The 19679-nt window shown below is 62.0% G+C and carries 18 protein-coding genes and 2 pseudogenes; 3 read left to right on the top strand and 17 right to left on the bottom strand.

Translation table 11 applies throughout. From position 1 onward, the window contains the following. Positions 1-18: 18 nt before the first annotated feature. Positions 19-1005, bottom strand: a complete 987-nt coding sequence (gene nagAa / locus AC1Q5S_RS20095; protein WP_048805400.1) for a naphthalene 1,2-dioxygenase/salicylate 5-hydroxylase systems ferredoxin--NAD(P)(+) reductase NagAa — start codon at positions 1003-1005, stop codon at positions 19-21. A gap of 116 nt (positions 1006-1121) precedes the next feature. Between nagAa and nagR the strand changes: the two genes are divergently transcribed. Further along, on the top strand, positions 1122-2027 hold the full coding sequence (gene nagR / locus AC1Q5S_RS20090; RefSeq protein ID WP_492239311.1) for a naphthalene degradation transcriptional regulator NagR: 906 nt from the start codon (positions 1122-1124) through the stop codon (positions 2025-2027). On the opposite strand, the gene AC1Q5S_RS20085 is transcribed toward nagR, so the two are convergent. The 15 genes from AC1Q5S_RS20085 to AC1Q5S_RS20015 all read right to left on the bottom strand — a co-directional run bounded on the left by AC1Q5S_RS20085 (position 1994) and on the right by AC1Q5S_RS20015 (position 17832). After that, positions 1994-3640, bottom strand: a complete 1647-nt coding sequence (locus tag AC1Q5S_RS20085; RefSeq protein WP_080746175.1) for a methyl-accepting chemotaxis protein — start codon at positions 3638-3640, stop codon at positions 1994-1996. The genes nagR and AC1Q5S_RS20085 overlap by 34 nt on opposite strands. 282 nt (positions 3641-3922) lie before the next feature. Then, positions 3923-4567 (bottom strand): 3-isopropylmalate dehydratase small subunit, encoded by a 645-nt coding sequence (gene leuD / locus AC1Q5S_RS20080; protein WP_026437492.1) that lies wholly within the window; start codon positions 4565-4567, stop codon positions 3923-3925. Continuing rightward, a complete protein-coding gene (leuC, locus tag AC1Q5S_RS20075) occupies positions 4567-5976 on the bottom strand; it encodes a 3-isopropylmalate dehydratase large subunit (RefSeq protein ID WP_048805399.1) in 1410 nt (469 codons plus the stop codon). The genes leuD and leuC overlap by 1 nt, the downstream gene beginning before the upstream one ends. Continuing rightward, positions 5976-6986, bottom strand: coding sequence for a hydroxymethylglutaryl-CoA lyase (locus AC1Q5S_RS20070; RefSeq protein ID WP_048806242.1), 1011 nt, complete (start codon positions 6984-6986; stop codon positions 5976-5978). Before AC1Q5S_RS20070 ends, leuC begins: the two co-directional genes overlap by 1 nt. Positions 6987-6996: 10 nt before the next feature. Next, entirely contained in the window at positions 6997-8181 is a 1185-nt protein-coding gene (locus AC1Q5S_RS20065) for a CaiB/BaiF CoA transferase family protein (RefSeq protein ID WP_492239314.1), read from the bottom strand. 217 nt (positions 8182-8398) lie between these two features. Beyond that, entirely contained in the window at positions 8399-9115 is a 717-nt protein-coding gene (locus AC1Q5S_RS20060; RefSeq protein WP_026437489.1) for an ABC transporter ATP-binding protein, read from the bottom strand. Between the two features lie 17 nt (positions 9116-9132). Beyond that, positions 9133-9882 carry an ABC transporter ATP-binding protein gene (locus tag AC1Q5S_RS20055; RefSeq protein WP_026437488.1) on the bottom strand — a complete coding sequence of 250 codons (750 nt, stop codon included), beginning with the start codon at positions 9880-9882 and terminating at the stop codon, positions 9133-9135. Between the two features lies 1 nt (position 9883). Beyond that, the gene (locus tag AC1Q5S_RS20050; RefSeq protein ID WP_492239310.1) at positions 9884-10900 is read right to left on the bottom strand and encodes a branched-chain amino acid ABC transporter permease; all 1017 of its coding nucleotides are present in this window, start codon (positions 10898-10900) and stop codon (positions 9884-9886) included. Positions 10901-10902: 2 nt separating this feature from the next. Further along, positions 10903-11823, bottom strand: a complete 921-nt coding sequence (locus AC1Q5S_RS20045; RefSeq protein WP_026437487.1) for a branched-chain amino acid ABC transporter permease — start codon at positions 11821-11823, stop codon at positions 10903-10905. 10 nt (positions 11824-11833) lie between these two features. Continuing rightward, positions 11834-13012: an ABC transporter substrate-binding protein gene (locus AC1Q5S_RS20040; RefSeq protein ID WP_026437486.1), complete on the bottom strand. Its 1179-nt coding sequence runs from the start codon at positions 13010-13012 to the stop codon at positions 11834-11836. A 43-nt stretch (positions 13013-13055) separates the two neighbouring features. Continuing rightward, positions 13056-14132, bottom strand: a complete 1077-nt coding sequence (gtdA, locus tag AC1Q5S_RS20035) for a gentisate 1,2-dioxygenase (RefSeq protein WP_048805396.1) — start codon at positions 14130-14132, stop codon at positions 13056-13058. After that, positions 14129-14998, bottom strand: coding sequence for a fumarylacetoacetate hydrolase family protein (locus tag AC1Q5S_RS20030; protein WP_492239309.1), 870 nt, complete (start codon positions 14996-14998; stop codon positions 14129-14131). Before AC1Q5S_RS20030 ends, gtdA begins: the two co-directional genes overlap by 4 nt. A 10-nt stretch (positions 14999-15008) precedes the next feature. Further along, complete coding sequence (locus AC1Q5S_RS20025; protein ID WP_026437484.1) at positions 15009-15329, bottom strand: 2Fe-2S iron-sulfur cluster-binding protein; 321 nt, start codon at positions 15327-15329, stop codon at positions 15009-15011. 18 nt (positions 15330-15347) lie between these two features. Then, complete coding sequence (locus AC1Q5S_RS20020; RefSeq protein WP_026437483.1) at positions 15348-16586, bottom strand: NAD(P)/FAD-dependent oxidoreductase; 1239 nt, start codon at positions 16584-16586, stop codon at positions 15348-15350. Between the two features lie 7 nt (positions 16587-16593). After that, a complete protein-coding gene (locus AC1Q5S_RS20015) occupies positions 16594-17832 on the bottom strand; it encodes a cytochrome P450 (protein ID WP_197719214.1) in 1239 nt (412 codons plus the stop codon). 134 nt (positions 17833-17966) lie between these two features. Here AC1Q5S_RS20015 and AC1Q5S_RS20010 point away from each other — a divergent pair, with 134 nt between their 5' ends. Further along, on the top strand, positions 17967-18884 hold the full coding sequence (locus AC1Q5S_RS20010; protein WP_026437481.1) for a LysR family transcriptional regulator: 918 nt from the start codon (positions 17967-17969) through the stop codon (positions 18882-18884). Between the two features lie 75 nt (positions 18885-18959). Beyond that, a pseudogene (locus AC1Q5S_RS20005) lies at positions 18960-19108 on the top strand (IS5/IS1182 family transposase); the annotation flags it as partial. Between the two features lie 13 nt (positions 19109-19121). Here AC1Q5S_RS20005 and AC1Q5S_RS20000 read toward each other — a convergent pair. Continuing rightward, positions 19122-19601 (bottom strand): annotated as a pseudogene (locus AC1Q5S_RS20000) (citrate/2-methylcitrate synthase); the annotation flags it as partial. Positions 19602-19679: the final 78 nt, after the last annotated feature.

The following is a 19679-nucleotide window of genomic DNA, read 5'->3' as shown; positions in this document are numbered from 1 at the left end:
TTCGCATGGTGCCTTCGCTCAGACGCCGCTGGGATAGAACGCATCGGCATGGATATGCCCGGGTACTATGCCTAGGCGAGCAACGAGCAGGTTCAGGGCCTCGACCATGGCCGGAGCGCCACACAGGTAGGCGCGCCATCCCGCCAAATTGGGCAAGTCACGGCCGATCAGATCGGTGACCAGGCCGGATCGACGACCAGGGCCGGCAGGGCCTGTTGCAACAACGACATTCACCTTGAGATTCGGAAACCTTGCAGCCAATGCGTGAAGGCGTTCCTCGTCATAGATGTCCTGCTCGCTCCGCACACCGAAGTACAGATGGATGGGGTTGCTCATCCCGCTTTCCAGTGCGCCTCGAACGATCGAAAGGACGGGCGCCAGACCTGTTCCACCCCCCACACAAAGCATGGGGCCGGTGTGCGTGCGCCGCAGATAGGCCGTTCCGAGGGGGCCGCTGATCCGCACCGAAGCGCCTACGGACAGTTCATTGAAAACGTAGTTGCTGACATGCCCGCCCGGAACCGCGCGAATCTGAAACTCCATTTCCGCATCGCTAGGCAGCCCGGCCATCGAATAGGGGCGGACGCATTCGGGCGTGAACTGCACCGTTGCGTACTGGCCAGGGCTGAACTCAAGCGGTTTGGCCAGTTTGATGCGCAGGCGCCGGATGTCATGGGTGGCTTCGTCTATCGCTGTGACCGTCCCCTTGACGATGCGCGCCGGGTGAACCACGATCTCGTCAGATTCAGGAATCTCGATCGTGCAGTCTTCGGTCAGAACCGCCTGACAGGCCAGGACATAGGCCCCCTTTCCTGCCTGCGGGCGCCCTGTCTCGGGGCCGTTATCGCGAAGATGGCCGGCAATCACACGGCAACGGCAAGTGCCGCAGCGGCCCGACATGCAGCTATAAGAAATGGGGACCTCGTTGGACCTGAGCACGTCAAGCAGGGTGCTGCCGGTCTCCGCGTTCAGATGCAAATTGAGGGGTTCTACTACCAGTTCCATGCAAGCTCTTTTTTCAGTTGTCTCCGAATGGCTGCGATTCTGGCGCGTCGATCGGTATAGCGCTATAGATCAAGTCTGATAGTTAAAATCACCAGCATGAATAATGGTGAGGCATCATGGATCTGCGCGACATCGACTTGAATCTGCTGGTGGTCTTCAACCAGCTACTGCTCGACCGGAGCGTATCGACGGCCGGCGAAAAACTGGGGCTGACGCAGCCTGCCGTCAGCAATTCACTTAAACGGCTGCGTGCGGCGCTAAAGGACGATTTGTTCTTGCGCACCTCAAAAGGCATGGAGCCGACACCGTATGCACTGCATCTTGCGGAGCCCGTGATCTATGCGCTCAACACGCTGCAGACGGCACTGACGACCCGTGACTCTTTCGACCCATTTGCCAGCACGCGCACCTTCAACTTGGCAATGACCGACATCGGCGAGATGTACTTCATGCCCCCACTGATGGAAGCGCTTGCGCAACGAGCTCCTCACATCCAGATCAGCACGCTGCGCCCGAATGCTGGCAATCTGAAGGAGGATATGGAGTCCGGTGCGGTTGATCTCGCCTTGGGTCTTCTGCCAGAGCTACAGACCGGATTCTTCCAGCGGCGCCTCTTTCGCCACCGCTACGTATGCATGTTCCGCAAGGACCATCCAAGCGCCAAATCCCCCATGAGCCTGAAACAGTTCAGTGAACTGGAGCATGTCGGCGTGGTCGCACTCAACACCGGACACGGTGAGGTCGATGGCCTGCTCGAACGCGCAGGCATCAAAAGGCGCATGCGGCTGGTGGTGCCGCATTTCATTGCGATCGGCCCCATTCTGCACAGCACCGACCTCATCGCGACCGTGCCGCAGCGTTTTGCCGTTCGCTGCGAAGTGCCTTTTGGTCTGACGACATCCCCGCACCCGGCCAAGCTGCCCGACATCGCCATCAACCTGTTTTGGCAAGCCAAGTACAACCGGGATCCGGGCAACATGTGGCTACGTCAGTTGTTCGTCGAGCTTTTCTCTGAAGCATAAGCTTCCAGCAAACCCATATTGACTGCCGCGGTCGGCCATGGCTGAGGATCAGGATGTCGGTGGTCTGCCAACCGGTGCGGCGCAGTTCTCCCATGCGACTGGTCTTGTGCGTAGGCAGCCGGGTCGGAACTGCCATCGTCCGCCAGTTTGAACACCGCCACCGTCTGCACCAGCTCTTCGGACTGACCCTTCAGTCTGGAGGCCGCGGCGGCCATCTGCTCGACCAGCGCCGCGTTCTGTTGCGTTGCCTGGTCCATATTGGTGACGGCCTCGCCCACCTGCGCTACTCCCTGGCTCTGCTCGGTGCTGGCCGCGCTGATCTCGCCCATGATGTCGGTCACGCGCCGAATGCTGTCCACGACCTCTCTCATAGTGGTGCCGGCCTGGTCCACCAAGGCGCTGCCTTGCTCGACCCGGCCCACGCTGTCGTTGATCAGGGTCTTGATTTCCTTGGCGGCCTCGGCGCTGCGCTGGGCCAGGCTGCGCACTTCGGTGGCCACCACGGCAAAGCCGCGACCGTGTTCGCCCGCTCGGGCGGCCTCGACGGCGGCATTCAGGGCCAGAATGTTGGTCTGGAAGGCGATGCCGTCAATGACGCTGATGATGTCGGCGATCTTGCGGGAGCTTTCGTTGATGCCTGTCATGGTGTTGACCACCTGGGCCACGGCTTCACCGCCTTGGACGGCCACGGTGCTGGCGCTTTGCGCGAGCTGGTTCGCATGGCGCGCGTTGTCGGCGTTCTGGCGCACAGTGGAGCCCAACTCCTCCATGCTGGCGGCGGTTTCTTCCAGGGAGCTGGCCTGGCTTTCGGTGCGCGCCGACAGGTCGTGGTTGCCCTGGGCAATCTCGGAACTGGCCGCCTCCAGGCTCTCGGCGTTCTGGCGCACATGGGCCACCATGCTGGACAGGCTGCCCTGCATGTCCGCCAGGGCGGTTATCAATTGGCCGACTTCGTCGTTCGAACGCGTCACGATCTGCCCCGTGAGGTCGCCCTGGGCAATCTGGCCCGCCAGCCGCAGCGCCTCCTCCAGCGGCCCGAGCACCGCTTTGCGGATAGCCCAAAAGGAGGCCAGCAGCACCAGACCGCCCAGCAGGTTGATGCTGAAGACAAGCGCCTTGATGAAGCCGACCGCCTCGGCCACCAGCGGGGCGAAACGGTCGGCGTTTTCCTGTACCACCGCCATGTCGGGCCGCAGCCGCTCGACCAGCGCCGGGCTCACGGTGCTGCCAGGCTCGAGCTCGATGATTTTCTTCATGCGCTCCAGATCGTCAATGCCCTTGCGCGGCAAGTCAATGACGTCATTGAAGCCGAGCAGGCGGAACAGCCCCTGTTCGACCTTGAACAACTCCACATCGACCTGCGCGGCAAGCCACTGCCCGTGCTCGATCGGCTTGAGCAGCAGGTCCTTGCCAACCGCCGGGGCCGTGTCACCCGAACTCGCCCGCTGCATGGCGAGCTCTATCTGCATGACCACGTTGAGATGGTCTCGCTCCAGGTGGTGGAAGCGCGCGGCCTTGCCGAGGAATCGCCCCCCCAGCATCACCAGCAGCGACACCGTGAGCACGGCGACTATGCCGAACAAGAATTTCTGGCGCAGGGTAAATTGGGGCATGGGTTGTGTTCCTTCAGTGGAAAGGGTACCTTCTGCACGATGAAACGAGCAGGCACGTCAGAAAGGTTGCCTGCCGGGCTGCCGACCAGGATCTTGATCGGTTTGGTGGGAAACTGTTCTGCCGAGTCCGCAGGCACCGTGATGACGACTGTCGCCAGTAAGACGGTTATGCTGGTAAGGTGCCGCAGCACATTGCGCACGAGCTCTGAACGAGCTCTGAATTTGAAGAACGATGGTCACGGTTGATCCTCTTGGGCTTGATGAATGAAATTGCCAGCTTTTTCAAGCCCCTCCAAATACCCATGGCTCCGCCAATTGCCGCCTAGCCTCGTAGCGGCGAATCTCCGCGTCATGCTCCAGCGTCAGGCTGATGTCGTCGATGCCGTTGAGCAGACAGCGTTTGCGAAACGGATCGAACTCGAAGCCGAGAGCAGGGCCGATCGGTGCTTCGATAGACTGTCTCTCGAGGTTGATGCGCAGGCGGTAACCAGGCTGGCTCTTTACCTGTTCGAACAGATACTGCACCTCAACCTCGGGCAGCACGATGGGCAACATGCCGTTCTTCAAGCAGTTGCCGTAGAAGATGTCGGCAAAGCTGGGGGCGATGAGCGCACGAATGCCATAGTCGTGCAGCGCCCACGGCGCGTGTTCGCGGCTGGAGCCGCAGCCGAAGTTCGCTCGCGCCAACAGGATGGAGGAACCTTGGTAGCGGGGCTGGTTCAGCACGAAAGCCGGGTTCGTCGGCCGCGCGGCGCAATCCTGCCCGGGCTCGCCCTTGTCCAAATAGCGCCATTCGTCGAACAGATTGCCCCCGAAGCCTGTGCGTCGTATCGACTTCATGAACTGCTTCGGGATGATGGCGTCCGTGTCGACGTTGGCGCGATTCAGCGGCACCACGATGCCGTCGAGAAACGTAAAAGGTTCCATCAGCTGAACTCCTTACGGACATCAACGAAGTGGCCCGCAACTGCGGCCGCCGCCGCCATTGCCGGACTCACGAGATGGCTACGCCCTCCCGCCCCCTGACGGCCCTCGAAATTGCGGTTCGAGGTGGAGGCACAGCGCTCTCCGGGCGCCAGCCGGTCTTCGTTCATACCCAAGCACATCGAACAGCCCGGTTCACGCCATTCGAAACCCGCGTCGGTGAACACGCGGTCAAGGCCTTCGGCTTCGGCCTGCGCCTTGACCAACCCCGAGCCCGGGACCGCGAGGGCTAGCTTGATCGTGGGAGCAATATGTCCGCCCTTCAGCACGGCGGCCGCAGCGCGCAGATCCTCGATGCGGGCATTGGTGCACGATCCGATGAACACCTTGTCCGGCTGAATGGCCTTGATTGGCATGCCCGGCTCGATTGCCATGTACGCCAGCGCATTGGCCATTCCGGAGCGCTTGACAGGGTCCGGTTCACGCGCAGGATCGGGCACCTGGCCGCCGATCGGCTGCACCATTTCGGGCGATGTACCCCAAGTCACCATGGGTTGCACAAGAGCCGCATCGATCTCAAGCGTTCTGTCGAAGTGCGCACCCTCGTCGCTGACCAGTGTGCGCCAGTACGCCACCGCCTGCTCCCATCGCTCGCCGCGCGGCGCGTACGGACGCCCTTTCAGGTAGTCGATCGTTTTTTGATCGACCGCGACCAATCCAACGCGAGCGCCTGCTTCGATCGCCATGTTGCACAAAGTCATTCGGCCTTCCATGGACAAGGCGCGAACCGCGCCACCGCCAAACTCGATGGCGTAGCCGGTTCCGCCTGCCGTGCCGATGCGGCCGATCACGTCCAAGATCAAGTCCTTGGCCGTTACGCCAGGCGCCAGTGCTCCCTCGATGCGCACGAGCATGGGCTTCATCGGGTTGACGGACAGGCACTGCGTCGCGAGCACATGTTCGACCTCGGAAGTACCGACACCAAAGGCCAGGGCGGCGAAGGCGCCATGCGTGCTGGTATGCGAGTCGCCGGCGACAACGGTCATTCCCGGCAAGGTTGCGCCCTGTTCCGGACCGACGACATGGATGATGCCCTGACGGGGGTCCGAGAGTCCGAACTCGGTGACACCGAACTCCTTGCAGTTGCGGCTGAGTTGTTCGACCTGGATACGCGACAAGGGATCTACGATGCCCACGGAGCGCGATGTCGTCGGCACGTTGTGGTCCGCGGTCGCCAGTACCGTTTGCGGACGCCACAGCCTGCGCTTGCCCATGCGCAACCCCTCAAACGCCTGCGGGCTGGTGACCTCGTAGACCAGATGGCGGTCCATGTACAGCAGCGGAGGGCCGGCCTCGGGCTCGTGCACCACATGCCGTTGCCACAGCTTTTCGAAAAGTGTCGCGGCGGCCATTACGTTCCCCTCAGGACCGGACTGGCCGGGCTTCCGGCAAGGCAACCCACGCCGGCCAGGCGCTGCTGCGGTTCGCGTGAGTGCACGCCATCCGGTACGGGATACCGCCGACTCGATGGACCCGCCTTCATGACCTGCCCGGGCACATCGTGGCCGACGATCTCAGGCATGCGGCGCGCCTGCGCCAGCAGCGCTTCCAGATTGACGCCGGTGCGATAGCCCATGGCCTCGAACATGTGAACCAAGTCTTCGGTGCAGACGTTCCCGCTGGCGCCCGGCGCGAAGGGACAGCCCCCCAGCCCGCCGAGGGAGGCATCGAAGCGGTCGATGCCGGCCTCGAGCGCCGCCAACGCATTCGCCAGTCCCATGGCACGGGTGTCATGAAAATGCGCCGTCAAGGTCAGTTGCGGCCAACCAGTCTTCACCGCCCGGCAGAGGCGCTCCACCTGCCCCGGATGGGCCATGCCGGTCGTATCGCACAGCGTCACGCGCGCGATGCCCAGCCCTGCGATGCGCTCTACGAGCGCCAGCAGGACCGCGTCCGGCACGTCACCTTCGAACGGACAGCCGAAGGCCGTGGACAACGAGGCGTTGACCTGCTTACGGCCGTCCACCAGCCTCACGATTTCGGCAAACTGCGCCAACGACTGCGCAGGGGTCATCCGCAGGTTGGCGGCGTTGTGTGTCTCACTCGCAGACATCACGAGATTCAGTTCGTCGACGCCGCAGTCGAGCGCGCGCTCAGCGCCGCGAATGTTGGGCACCAGTGCGGCGTATTCAACGCCGGGAATCCGTTCGATCCCTCGCATCACGGCTTCGGCATCCGCCAGCGCCGGGATGGCCTTGGGCGAGGTGAACGATGTGACCTCTATCTTGGCCAGTCCTGTGCGGCTCAAGCCATTGATCAGGTCAATTTTCTGTTCGGTGGGCACGAAGCGAGACTCGATCTGGAATCCGTCGCGCACAGAAACTTCCTGGATGTACAGCCGCTGGCCGTTAGCCTTTTGCATGAGTTGCCCCTCAAACCACGCCATCGGCGCGCAGTCGGGCGAGCTCGTCGGCATCAATGCCCAGGGAGGCCAGCACTTCCTGCGTGTGCGCGCCGAGCTCGGGGCCGACCCATTTCGTGCGCCCGGGAGTCGCGCTCAACTTGGGCACGATGCCCGGAAAGTCGATTGGTGTGCTGTCGGGTAGCGCGTGGCGCTCGATCATGTCGCGCGCGTGGAAGTGCGGGTCTTCCGCGATGTCGGCTGCGGTGTAGATGCGCCCGCTGGGCACTTCGGCCGCCTCCAGGACCTTCAAGACCTCGTCAAGCGGGTGCAGTCCGGTCCAATCGGATATAGCGGCATCCAGCCGATCATTGTGTCTGACACGGCCGTCATTACGCACCAACGCGGGGTCAGCGCCGAGATCGTCGCGCCCGATCGCGTGCATCAACCGCTTAAAGATGGCGTCGCCGTTGCCTGCGATAACCACGTAGCGGCCATCGCCGCAACGGTAGGTATTCGATGGTGAAATGCCCGGGAGACTGGCGCCGGACCGCTCCCGCACGAAGCCGAACTCCGCGTACTCTGGAATCAGGCTTTCCATCACCGCGAATACCGACTCGTACAACGCGACATCGATGAACTGACCCTTGCCCGCGTTGGCCTTGAGATGGTGCATCGCCACCAGGGCACCAATCGTGCCGTACAGCGAGGCCAGCGTGTCGCCCAAGCTTACACCCACCCGTACGGGCGGACGATCGGCAAATCCGGTCACGTGACGCAGCCCGCCCATGCACTCGGCGATGGCCGCAAAGCCCGGTCGCTGGCTGTACGGGCCCGATTGCCCGTAGCCGGAGATGCGGACCATGACAAGCTGCGGATTGAGGGCCGACAATTGCTCCCAGCCCAGCCCCCACTTCTCCAGCGTCCCGGGACGGAAGTTCTCGATCACGATGTCGACTTCGCCGGCCAGGCGACGCACGATCTCGCGCGCCTCGTCGCGCTTGAGGTCGAGCGTGACCGACTTCTTGTTGCGACTCTGTGTGTACCACCACAGCGAGGTACCCTCGTGGAGCTTGCGCCATTTGCGCAACGGATCCCCGTCCTTCGGCGGCTCGATCTTGATCACTTCCGCGCCGAACTGAGCCAGCAGCGCGCTGGCGTAAGGCCCCGCTACCAGCGAGCCGAGTTCAAGTACCTTGACGCCCGCAAGCGGCATTACATCCGACGTAGGTTTGCTCTCATCGTTCTCCTGAGAGGTCGATTTTTTCTTCATGGTTGTGTCATCCGAACCGTCAGTTCGCTCAGCATCCTTCGAAAGGTTTGACCGTGCGCTGTCTTTACGTTGTGTATTCATGATTGCTCCTTAGAACCCATCCCGAGTCGAAACTCCGTGGATGTGCAAGCGGGGAGCGCAGTCTTCATGGTCGCACTCATCAGCTCACTCCCAGGTATTGATGGATGACATCAGGCGTGCGGCGAAGTGCCTCGGACCCGCCCTGCCAAACAACGCAACCTTTTTGAATCACGTAGTGGTGATCTGCCAGATCAAGCAGTGCACCGACGTTCTTATCGATAACGATCTGCGAGAGTCCATTGGCCTTCAATTCGCCGAGCGCACGCCAGATCTCTTGGCGGATGAGAGGTGCCAGGCCCTCGGTGGCCTCGTCAAGCACGAGCAGGCGTGGGTTGGTCATCAGCGCGCGGCCAATCGCGAGCATCTGCTGTTCGCCGCCCGATAGCTGCGAGGCAAGGTTCCGCCGGCGCTCCCGGAGCCGGGGAAAGAGGTCGTAGACGCGGCTGAGCGTCCAATGTGGCAAGGGCGCCGACTCACCGACTCGGGCTGTCGCGACGAGGTTCTCCTCTACAGTGAGGTTCGGGAAGACCTGCCGGCCTTCGGGCACCAATGCGAGACCTTTGCGCGCCACGCGGTGGATGGGCAGTCGGTCGAGTCGAATGCCGTCAATCGACACCGTGCCGGCCGAGACGGGCAACAGCCCGAAGATGCACTTGACTGTCGTCGACCGACCCATGCCGTTGCGGCCGAGCAGCGTGACTACCTGCCCCTTTCGTACGTCAAAAGAGATGTCAAAGAGGGCTTGGGCGTGGCCGTAGGAGGCCTGCAGCCCAAGGACGGAGAAGAAAGTGCTCATATCGTTGTCCCGCGCCGTCAAACCGCTTCCTCGCCGAGATACACCGCGCGCACCTCGGGATGGCAGCGAATCTCGGCAGGGCTCCCAGTGAACATGACCTTGCCGTAGACGAGCACGGTGATGCGATCCGCGAGTACGAAGACCGCGTCCATGTCGTGCTCGATGAGAAGAATCGAGTAGCGTCGCTTGAACCGCTTCAGCAACGCAATCACTGAAGACGATTCCTGCGGGCTCATGCCCGCCATCGGTTCGTCGAGCAACAACAGCTTTGGACGGGCTGCGAGGCTCATCGCCAGCTCGAGCTGACGGCGCTCGCCGTAGCCCAGGTCGCCTGCACAGACATTGGCGCGGTCACCGAGACCAGCGGATTCGAGCGCTTCTTCCGCAGCGCCGCACGCCTCGGTGCGCGACAGCATGGGTCGCCACAACCGGAACGCGTGCTCGCGCGCGCCGAGGGCGGAAAGCACCGTGTTCTCGAGCACGGTGAACTCCTCGAAGACCGAAGTGATCTGATAGGAGCGCACCAGACCCGCGCGGGCTCGCTCGTGGCAGGGCAGGTTGGTGATGTCGCGGCCACCAAACATGATGCGTCCGCTGTTCGAAGCCAGTTCGCCAGAGAGTTGGTTGATCAGGGTGGTCTTGCCCGCGCCGTTGGGGCCGATCACCGCGTGGATCTCACCATCCTCGACGTCCAGAGAGACGGCGTCTGTCACCAACAGGCCGCCGTAGCGCTTGACCAGAGACTCGGTCTGAAGCATGGTGGCCATGTCAACCCTCCCCGCCGTTTGCGTGCGTCGCCCTTGTGGGTTTCGCAGGTACGGGGGCTGGCCGCGCGGCGGCGTGGTCGAGCTTCTGCAGCAGGCCGATGATGCCGGATTTGCCTGCCAGGGCAATCAACAGGATCATGGGGCCCAGGACGACCATGGAGTGGTCGGTGTACCCCTTGATGATCTCCTCAAGCCCTAGCAGCACGAAGGCACCGAGCAAAGGGCCGAAGACGGTGCCCATGCCGCCCAGCACGACGATGACTATGAGTTCGCCCGACACGGTCCATGCCATCGTGCTCGGCGAAGCGAAGGCGTTCAGGTTGGCAAGCAGGAAACCTGCCAAGCCGCACAGCATCCCGGACATCACGTAAGCCGTGAGCTGATACTGCGAGACCGGGAGTCCGACAGTGGCGACGCGACGAGGGTTTTGTCGCGCGGCGCGCAGCACCATTCCGAAGGGTGCTGCGCGCAATTGAGCGAGGCACCAGGTCGCAAGTGCCAGCACCAAGAAGGCGCAAGCGTATACAGCGCCGGTGTCGCCAAGGTTCAGCGGCCCAAATCGACTGGCTTGGGCTATCGAGAGGCCGTCATCACCGCCGTAGCGTTTCAGGCTCACGAAGAGGAAGAAGCCCATCTGAGCAAAGGCAAGCGTGATCATGATGAACGCTATGCCGGAGGTGCGCAAGCTTATCGCGCCGGTCACCGCCGCGGCAACACCGCATACTCCAAACACGAGGATCAAGTGGACCCAGCCGTTGTCGATTCCGTGAAAGACCGGCAGCGCGACGCCGTATGCGCCTATGCCAAAGAAGAGCGCATGGCCGAAGCTGACCAGCCCGCCATAGCCCAGCGCGAGGTTCAGCGCGCTTGCCGCGATTGCATAGATGATGATCCGCGCGAACAGCGCAATATAGAAGGGCTCGCCGATCGCCTGCGCGATGAAGGGCACCAGGGCCAGCACTGCGAAAAGGACGAGCGGCACCAGTGCGCTCGGTCGAGCCAGAGGATGTTGCAACATGGTCAGCCCCCCTTGGAAGGGAAGAGGCCTTGCGGGCGCCAGGCGAGCACTGCGGCCATGAGCACGTAAATGAGCATCGATGCAAGTGCTGGCCCTGCGGCGTCAGCGAAAGAGCGCTCGGTCACGAGGCGCAAAACGCTTGGCAGGAACGCGCGCCCGAGTGTGTCGACTGTGCCCACGATGAGTGCCGAATAGAATGCGCCGCCGACCGATCCAATCCCCCCGATGACGATCACGACAAGTGTCGTTATCAGCACCGGCTCGCCCATGCCGGACTGCACGGACAGGATCGGGCCGGCCATCACACCCGCTAGACCCGCGAGCATGGCGCCGAGTCCGAACAGCATGGCGTTGAGCAGCTTGATGTTCACGCCGAGCGCCGCGACCATTTTGGGGTTCACTGTGCCGGCGCGGATCAACATGCCGATTCGCGTCTTGTGGATCAGAAGGTAGGCGCCGACCGCAACCGAAACGCCAACCACAATGATTGCGAAGCGATAGGCCGGATAGGAAAAACCGAACAGGTTGATCGTACGGTCGAGTGTTTCGGGGACCTGCGTGAAATAGGGTTGTGCGCCCCAGATGATCTGCACGATTTCGTTGAAGAAGAGTACCAGGCCGAAGGTGGCCAGAACATGGTCTAGGTGGTCACGCAGATAGAGCCGCGAGACGGCCACCCACTCGAGCACAAGGCCCAGGAGAAGTGTGCCGGCCAACCCTGCGATCAGACCCAGCGCGAACGAGCCCGTCGCGTTGTATACGGTCGCAGAGAAGTAGGCGCCCAACATGTAAAGCGAACCGTGGGCCAAATTAACGAAACTCATGATTCCGAACACGAGCGTGAGTCCGGCAGCCAGCAGGAAGAGCAGGACGCCGTACTGCAACCCATTGAGCAACTGCGCGAGCAGCAGGTTTACACTCATCGCATCACTCCTACTTCAGTGGGCACTGCTGGTGGTACGCATCCTTGTGATTGCGCAAGGGAAACGTCAGCGTCCGCATGCTGACGCGGCCTTTTGCATCCTTCGCGATCTCGAAAACGGGTATGTCCTGGATCGGGAAGTTGTTGTTGTTGAACCGAAACGCTCCTCGTACTGATTTGAAATCCGCGTTCTTGAGGGCCGCCATGAATGCCGGTTTATCGGCTACGTCGCCTCGCACCTTGGCGATTGCCGCGTCGAGCAGCATGGCGGCGTCGTAGCTTTGCGCCGCGTACTGCGATGGGATGCGCTTGTAGCTGGCCTCGAACTCCTCGACAAAGCGCCGGCTTTCGGCGTTGTCGAAATCGGGCCCCCAGAACGAGCCGGAGATCGCGCCGAGCGCAGTGTCGCGCAGCGCTGGCAGAGTTGCCCCGTCGGTGGTGCCCGTGGACAGCAAAGGTATCTTGCCCATGAGGCCCGCCTGTTGGTACTGGCGTACGAAGTTGACGCCGAGTCCGCCTGGGTAGAACACGAACACGGCATCGGGCCGAATAGCTTCAAGCTTCGTGAGTTCGGCCGAGAAGTCCAGCTGGTTCAGCGGCGTATAGACTTCGTCGGCAAGTTCAGATTTGTAAAAGCGCTTGAAGCCGGCGATGTAGTCCTTGCCGGCCTGGTAGTTAGGTGCCAGCGCGACGACCCGCTTGTAGCCCTTGTCGGCGGCATATTTGCCCACCACCTCCGACAACATATCGTTCTGCCACGAGACTATGAATTGATAGGGCGAACACTGCGCGCCAGCGATGGGCGCTGGTCCCGCATTGGAGCCGACCAAGAAGACGCCCTTTTCGGTGATGGGTTTGTGGACGGCCATCATGATGTTCGAGAAGGTGATGCCGGTGATGATCGACACCTTGTCTTTATCGATCAGCTTGCGCGTGGCCTGCACCGCCACGTCGGGTTTGAGTTGCGAATCCTCCTTGAACAACTCCACCGGCACGCCGCCAAGCTTCCCGCCGTTGCGCTGCACGACCATCATGAATCCGTCATATTGGTCTTGCCCCAGCGCACTTTGTGGGCCCGACAGTTCGGCCAGGAAGCCGATCTTGATGGGAGTTTGTGCTTGCAGGGAGGGGCCGACGGCCAGGCTGGCGCATAGCAGCACGGTCTTGACCGAAGTCATCGTGAAAGTCATTTGGTGTCTCCTGGTGTGTTTGTGTTGGTGGTTCGATCAAGAATCAAAACCGCTCGCGCCAGAGGTCCAGCGCCTCCTGGACGGGACGATCCGAGAAACTAAAGAGCACGGTATCGGCCGATGCCTCCAGCCGGTAAGGCAGCCAGGAGGGGCAGACGAACACGTCCTTCGGTCCGAACGTCAGCACCTTGTCACCGGCCACACAGCGGCCAGAGCCCTCCACTACGGTATAGACCGTGGCGTCCGTGGCGCGATAGGATTCGCCCACGAAGCCTGCGGGCAGCAGCTGCATAAAGGTGCCAATGGTGGGCATCGCCCAGTCGCCCGTCACCGGGTTGGTGTATTGCAACTTGTGACCCCAGCACGGGTGCGGTGCTTCGCTGCGGCGCAGCGTCTCCAACGCCCCTCGCGTGCGTTCGTAGGGATACCAGAACAGCGGTGACGTGCGTGTCCGGCTCTTATAGCCTACAGGCTTCATCGTGTTGCCGAAGCGGGACAGCGTGAGGCCCGCCTCGCGGTCAACCGCCTGCACGGTGGTGCGCGGGCCGTCCTCACGGAACTGGGCATCAAGCAACTCTACAATAGGCAGATCGAGTCCATCCATCCATACCATCGGCTCGCCACTGTCGTTGCCGTGCTCGTGGAATGTCCACGATGGCGTGATCACAAAATCGCCTACGTTCATCGTGACGCGCTCGCCATCCACGGACGTGTAGGCACCCGCGCCGTGCATGATAAAACGCAGGGCCGATTGCGAGTGACGGTGCGACGGTGCGATCTCGCCCGGTAGGATGAACTGCAGACCGGCATAGAGGCTGTGCGTGATGCGCGTTTTTCCGCGAAGGCCTGGGTTTTCCAGCACGAGTACGCGGCGTTCCGCTTCCAGGGCTGAAATCAACTGGCCGCTTTCCTGCAGCCACGGCCAAACTTGCTTCCATTGCCACAGGTGGGGCAAGCACGGCGTGATCGGCTCCTTGGTGACGATGTCATGCAGAACTTCCCACAGCGGCGTGCAATGGGCCCGTCCGATGCGTTCGTAGAAGGCCTCGCGCTGGGTAGCGACGTCGGCTGTTGCTGCGCCGCCTGCATAAGCAGACGTCGGGAGGTTTAGTGTGTTCACGTGTCTCTCCTGGCGTTGCGGACGTCGACCGTCATGCGACCGATGCCTTCGATATCGACCGTGATCACGTCACCGTGCACCACCGGCCCAACGCCTTCGGGCGTGCCGGTGAACAGCAGATCACCTGGTTGCAACGTGTAATAGGACGAGGCCATTTCGATCAACGCTGGGATGTCCAGCACGAGATCGCGCGTGTTGGCCTTTTGGCGCGGCTCGCCTTGGACAGTGAGCCAGAAATCGAGCGCCTGCGGGTCGTCAATCTCGTCAGCAGTGACGAGCCAGGGCCCCACCACGGAATACGTGTCGATGGACTTGCGCAGACTGCGCTCCTGCGGGCCGCGAACTGTCATGTCCAGGCCGATCATGTAGGCCGCAATGTGATCGAACGCGTGCTCGCGCGGAATGTTGCGTCCGGCCTTGCCAATGACAGCGACGAGTTCGGCCTCGTGGTCGTTTCGGCGGTCAGGATGCTGGATCTCGATGCCGTGACCCGGCCCCACAACGGAGCTTGTCGCCTTGAGGAAGAGTCCGATCTTCTGGATTTCGGCGACCTGGCCGTTGTGGTGGATCTCGGCCTGCTCGCGGGCTTCTTCGAGATGCTTTTTGTAGTTGACGGGCGCCGCGATGACTTTCCCGGGATTCGCAACCGGAGCCAGCAGCCGGCGCCCCGCGAGCGGCAGCGTGGGCGACGACGGGGCGATTCGGCGAATTGCTTGGAGTACCTCGGGCAGGTGCGCGATCAGGGGATCGAAAATGGGCAGCGGATAGCGGTGACTTGGCAGAACGTCGAGCGCGGCAGTGACGTCGCGCACTGTGTCCCCGTCTACCAAGCCCAGGCGGTCGTTATCGAAGCGGCAAATCTTCATGGGATGTGTGTCAATGTTGCGATTCAGGAATAGACATCGAAAGGCCGTCGATCTCGGGGCCAACGATGAGACGACAGCTCAGACGGCTGGTGGGCTTGACCATGACCGCGAAATCAAGCATCTTGATTTCAAGTTCTGTTTTGGCCGGCAGACGTTCGGTCCACGCTTCGTCAACGTAGACATGGCAGGTGGCGCAGGCGCAGGCGCCGCCGCACTCGGCGTCGATGCCCGGCACATTCGCGGCTACGGCAGCCTCCATCACCGAAGCGCCGTCCTTGGCCTGCAACTCAATGGTCTCGCCCTCGGCCGTTTGAAAGTAAAGAGTCGTCATGTGAGTGGATGATCCTTGTCAAGTTTGAGTAACGAGCTCGCGCAGCGACACACGGTCGTCGCACAGGGTCGCGCGTTCGATGAAACGGCCGCTGCGGATGAGCTGTCGAGCGGCCATGAAGTCTTCCGGCGCGTCAAGTGTCTCGACCGCGGTGACGCGCCCATCCCGAAGGTGCCAAGCCGCAAACGCCAACCGCTTTTCTGCGACGGATCGAAGAATGATCTCGTCGCCGGCAGCCGAGCGGCCTGCTACTTGGATCCGGCAGCCGAACTGATCCGACCAGAACCATGGCACCGGGGCTGGGGGAATCGGCTTGCCGGCCAATACAGCGGCAGCGCACTTGGCCTGATCCGTCGCGTTTTGCACGGATTCCAGCCTTATCGGAGGCTCGCCATCACCAAGAACCTGCTCGGTGCAGTCACCGATGGCCCAGACATGCGGATCACTCGTACGGCACGCAGCGTCGATGCGTATTCCTTGCCCACATGCAATTCCTGCCTGCTGCGCCAGTTCAATGCGCGGCGCGGCGCCTATACCCACCACGAGCGCATCGGCGGTGAAGCTTTCGTCGGTGGTCGTCAAACGGACAGGGTTCCTGGCATTGGTCGCAGCGGAGACCTCGACGGCCCGCACGGTGGCCCCCAGGCACAGCCGCACGCCATGCTGCGCGTGCAGCCGCTGCACGGCCACAGACATGGCTGTCCCGACCGACCGCTGGAGCACGCGTGGAGCGGCTTCGAAGACAGCTACCTCAATGCCCCGCTGCGCCGCTGATGCCGCCACCTCCAGTCCAACATAACCCGCACCGAGCACGGCAAGTCGCCGCACGTTCGTGAGCCGCTCGCCGAGGGCCTGCGCATCGTCCCAACTCCTCAGTGTGAACACGTGTGGCGAAACGTCGGCCAAGCCCGGCCAGCGACGCGCGCGCGCACCCGTCGCCAGCACCAAGTGCTCATATTCGATAGCCTGACCATCGTCGAGTCGCAGAACGCGCGCGGCGCGGTCCAGTTCGATAGCGCGGCGGCCGAGAATCTGCCGGCACCGCTGCGAATCGTAGAAGGACGTGGGCCGCAGCAACAGATCCGCCAAGGTCGCTCCGCGGCGCAAACAGTCCTTGCTCAAAGGCGGCCGCTGGTACGGCAAATAAGGCTCGGCCCCCACGAGGGTCAGCGGCTCGGCATGGCCCAGCTGCCGCAGCGATGCGATCAACTGGCAGGCTGCCTGCCCTGCGCCCACCACCACTATCCCGGCACTCATGGCGCAGTCAATAGAGTCGCACGCGCATCGACTGGATGCCGCGGAACCGCGCGCTTCGGGCGAAGACGGGCTCATCGATGAGCTGCATGCTCGGGAAGTGCCGTGCGAGCGCCGGCAATGCCTCGGCCGCCTCCATGCGGGCGAGCGGTCGGCCGAGGCACACATGGATACCCGCACCGAAGGCCAAGTGGGCGTTGGGTTGCCGCGTGAGTTGCAGGCGGTCCGGATCGGCGAACACACGCTCGTCGCGATTGGCGGACACTTGCGCGAAGATGACTTCAGTGTCGGCAGGGATCGTCCCAGAAGGCACCTGTACCTCTTGCGTCGTGCGCCGCCCCTGCAACTGCAGCGGCGTGGTGTAGCGCAGGCACTCCTCCACCCCCGGGCCAATGACGGACGGCTCCTTGGCCAGCAGGGCCATTTGGTCGGGATGCTTCATCAATGCCAGAGTAGAAAGCCCGATCAGGTTGGTCGTGGTCTCGTGCCCTCCATTGAGAACGAGGATGCACATGTGTGCCATTTCCACTTCACTGATTGGCGGGTTGCCGCGCTTCTCGGCGGCGACCAGTGCACTGATAATGTTCGTCGGCATGTCTTCCACTGGCTGTCGGCGCCAATAGTTAAAGTGCTCGGACAGGTAGTCTTTGAACTTGCGAGTCGCTTCGTGGCCGGCGGCGATCGCTTCGGCGCTGACGGCTGGATTGAGGGGAAACAGTACCTGCGCGCCGAGGTCCCGGATCAATGGGCCGTCGCTGCGCGGCACACCGAAGATGTCGCAGATCACTTGGATCGGGATACGTGACGAGAACTCGGCGACGAAGTCGATCTCGCGCTTCTCGCGCACCTCCTCGATGAGCCGTTCGACGATCTCTCGAACCGCCGTGCGCAGCCGCTCTATCGATGACGGCGTGAAGAACGGATTGACGATGTCGCGCAACCGGTCGTGATCGGGCGGGTCGCGGAACAGCATCGACGAGGTGTGATGCTCAAGAAGCGGCCCCTCGCCGAACTTCTTCGCATAGGCTTCGGCGCGGTTCACCCGACCGCTCAGGTCGCGCCACACCGCCTTGACGTCGTCGTAGCGCGTCAGCAATACCGAGCCATCGCTGTTCCAGAGAAGCGGTTCGTTATCACGCAAGGCTTTATAGAACGGGGCCGGGTCGCGGTAATACGCGTCCGGCAGGTTGAATAGGTCGAACCTGCTACCGGGCGCAGTGGGTCTGGCCATCATTTCGGTTGTACTCATCGTAGTCTCCTGGCATCTGCAGCGTCTGTCGCATGCTGATTGGAAGCAGTGTAGGATTCGTTGCTTTATCCGCCAATACAATACGAAGAATTTCAAGTATTGTTTCTACAGATGAGGATGCTTTTGCTGGGCTTATGACCAAGACCTTCGACTTGAATCTGCTGTCTCTTTTGGTCGCTTTGGACGACTGCCGCAGCGTTACCCGCGCCGCGCTGCGTTTAGGCATGAGTCAGCCGGGCCTCAGTACGGCGCTCGGGCGCCTTCGTAAGCACTTCGACGACCCGATGTTCGTTCGCACTCCGGAAGGTATGCAGCCGACTCCACGCGGTGTGGCAGCAGCAAAGGAGGCTCGCCACATCCTGCAGCGCGTCTATGAGAACGTACTGGACGCCCCGCGATTCACGCCGGCCGAGACGACCACGGAGTTTTGCCTAGCGATGCCAGACGTGGCCGAAATGATCTTTGCGCCAGGGCTCATCCAAGCCTTGCAGCAGCTAACACCTCATGCCTCAATGCGCACCTCTTCGTACGATCCGCAAAGTCTGGAACAGGCTATGGAGTCGGGGCAGGTGGACATTGCGCTCGGCTATTTTCCTGACCTCAAAAGCAACCGCTTTTTCAAGCAGCGGCTGAGGATGCACGGCTTCTCATGCATGCTGCGCAAAGGACATCCTGCGGCTCAACAAATGAGCAAGTCCAGGTACTCGGAACTCGACCACGTGCTGGTCGATACACCGATCAGGAGTCAGGAACTCGTGGACAATTTTCTGGATCGTCGCGGCGTTGTCCGGAGAATTCGCATGCGCACCACGCACTATCTCACACTTCCAGCAATTGTTGCCGCCACGGATCTTGTCGCGACAGTCCCGACCGCAGTCGGCGCACACTTTGCAAAGCTTGGTCAGGTTGAACTCGTCCCTCCGCCCTACGACATCCCTCAATTTCCGATCCAGCAACATTGGCACCGTCGCTATGACAAGGACCCCCGTCATCGTTGGTTCAGAGACAGAATCGCCGCGCTGTTCGGGCCGGGATCTAACTTTTTTTTGTGAAAGGGTTTTGTTGAACAAATCCCCAGCCCAAGGCAGGTACACCGTCCACGTTGAATCCGCTTGATCTGTGGTTGAGTGTCACTTCAGCCCAATCGAGTCCAGCCCCACGACAAGACCACCAACTGGAGCGAGTACAACGCCGCATTCAAATCCCGAGAGTCACTGACCATCTTGCTGGACCGTGGCATGCAGTGGTACGCCCCACGCAGGGCAAGCGCGGCCGCTAGCCGCGGCGCTTCAGGCGCCTTGTGGCCTGATGTGCTGGGTGGCCTCGTCTTCGACACGTTGCCAGATCTCGACCGCGATCGGGTTGTGGCTCTCTTCGAGGATATGGCCCACCAGCCCGATGGCGCGCGCGAAGACGCCGATGCCGCGCACGATTTTCCATGGCAGCCCGAGTTCGCAGCTGATGGCGCCGATGGCGCCGGTCGCATTGACGGGAAGCGACTTGCCAGCGACGCGTTCGGCCTCGGCGCAGATCAGTTGTTCGAGCCGGATGTAGTCCCCAGAAAAGCCGTTGTCCTCGGCGATCTGGAACAGGCGCGGGGCACGCGGATCGACCGGTTTGTGCAAGGGATGGCCGAGCCCGGGAATGATCTGGCCGCGTGCACGAAAGGCGGCCACGGTATCGCGGGCGATGCGCTCCAGATCGGCGCCCTGGGTGCCCGGCGGAAGTGCCTCGTACAGCATTTTGGCGGTGCCTTCGGTGCTGCCGACGAGGGGTCTCCTCGTTTTCAGTGCAATAAGTGACGGTACGAAAAGCTAGCACTGGCGCGGAGGTGGTGTTGGTAGATC

Source organism: Acidovorax sp. GW835-FHT14B10, assembly GCF_058793725.1.
Note: the sequence above shows the minus strand (reverse complement) of the source record. Positions and strands in the feature narration are given on the sequence as shown.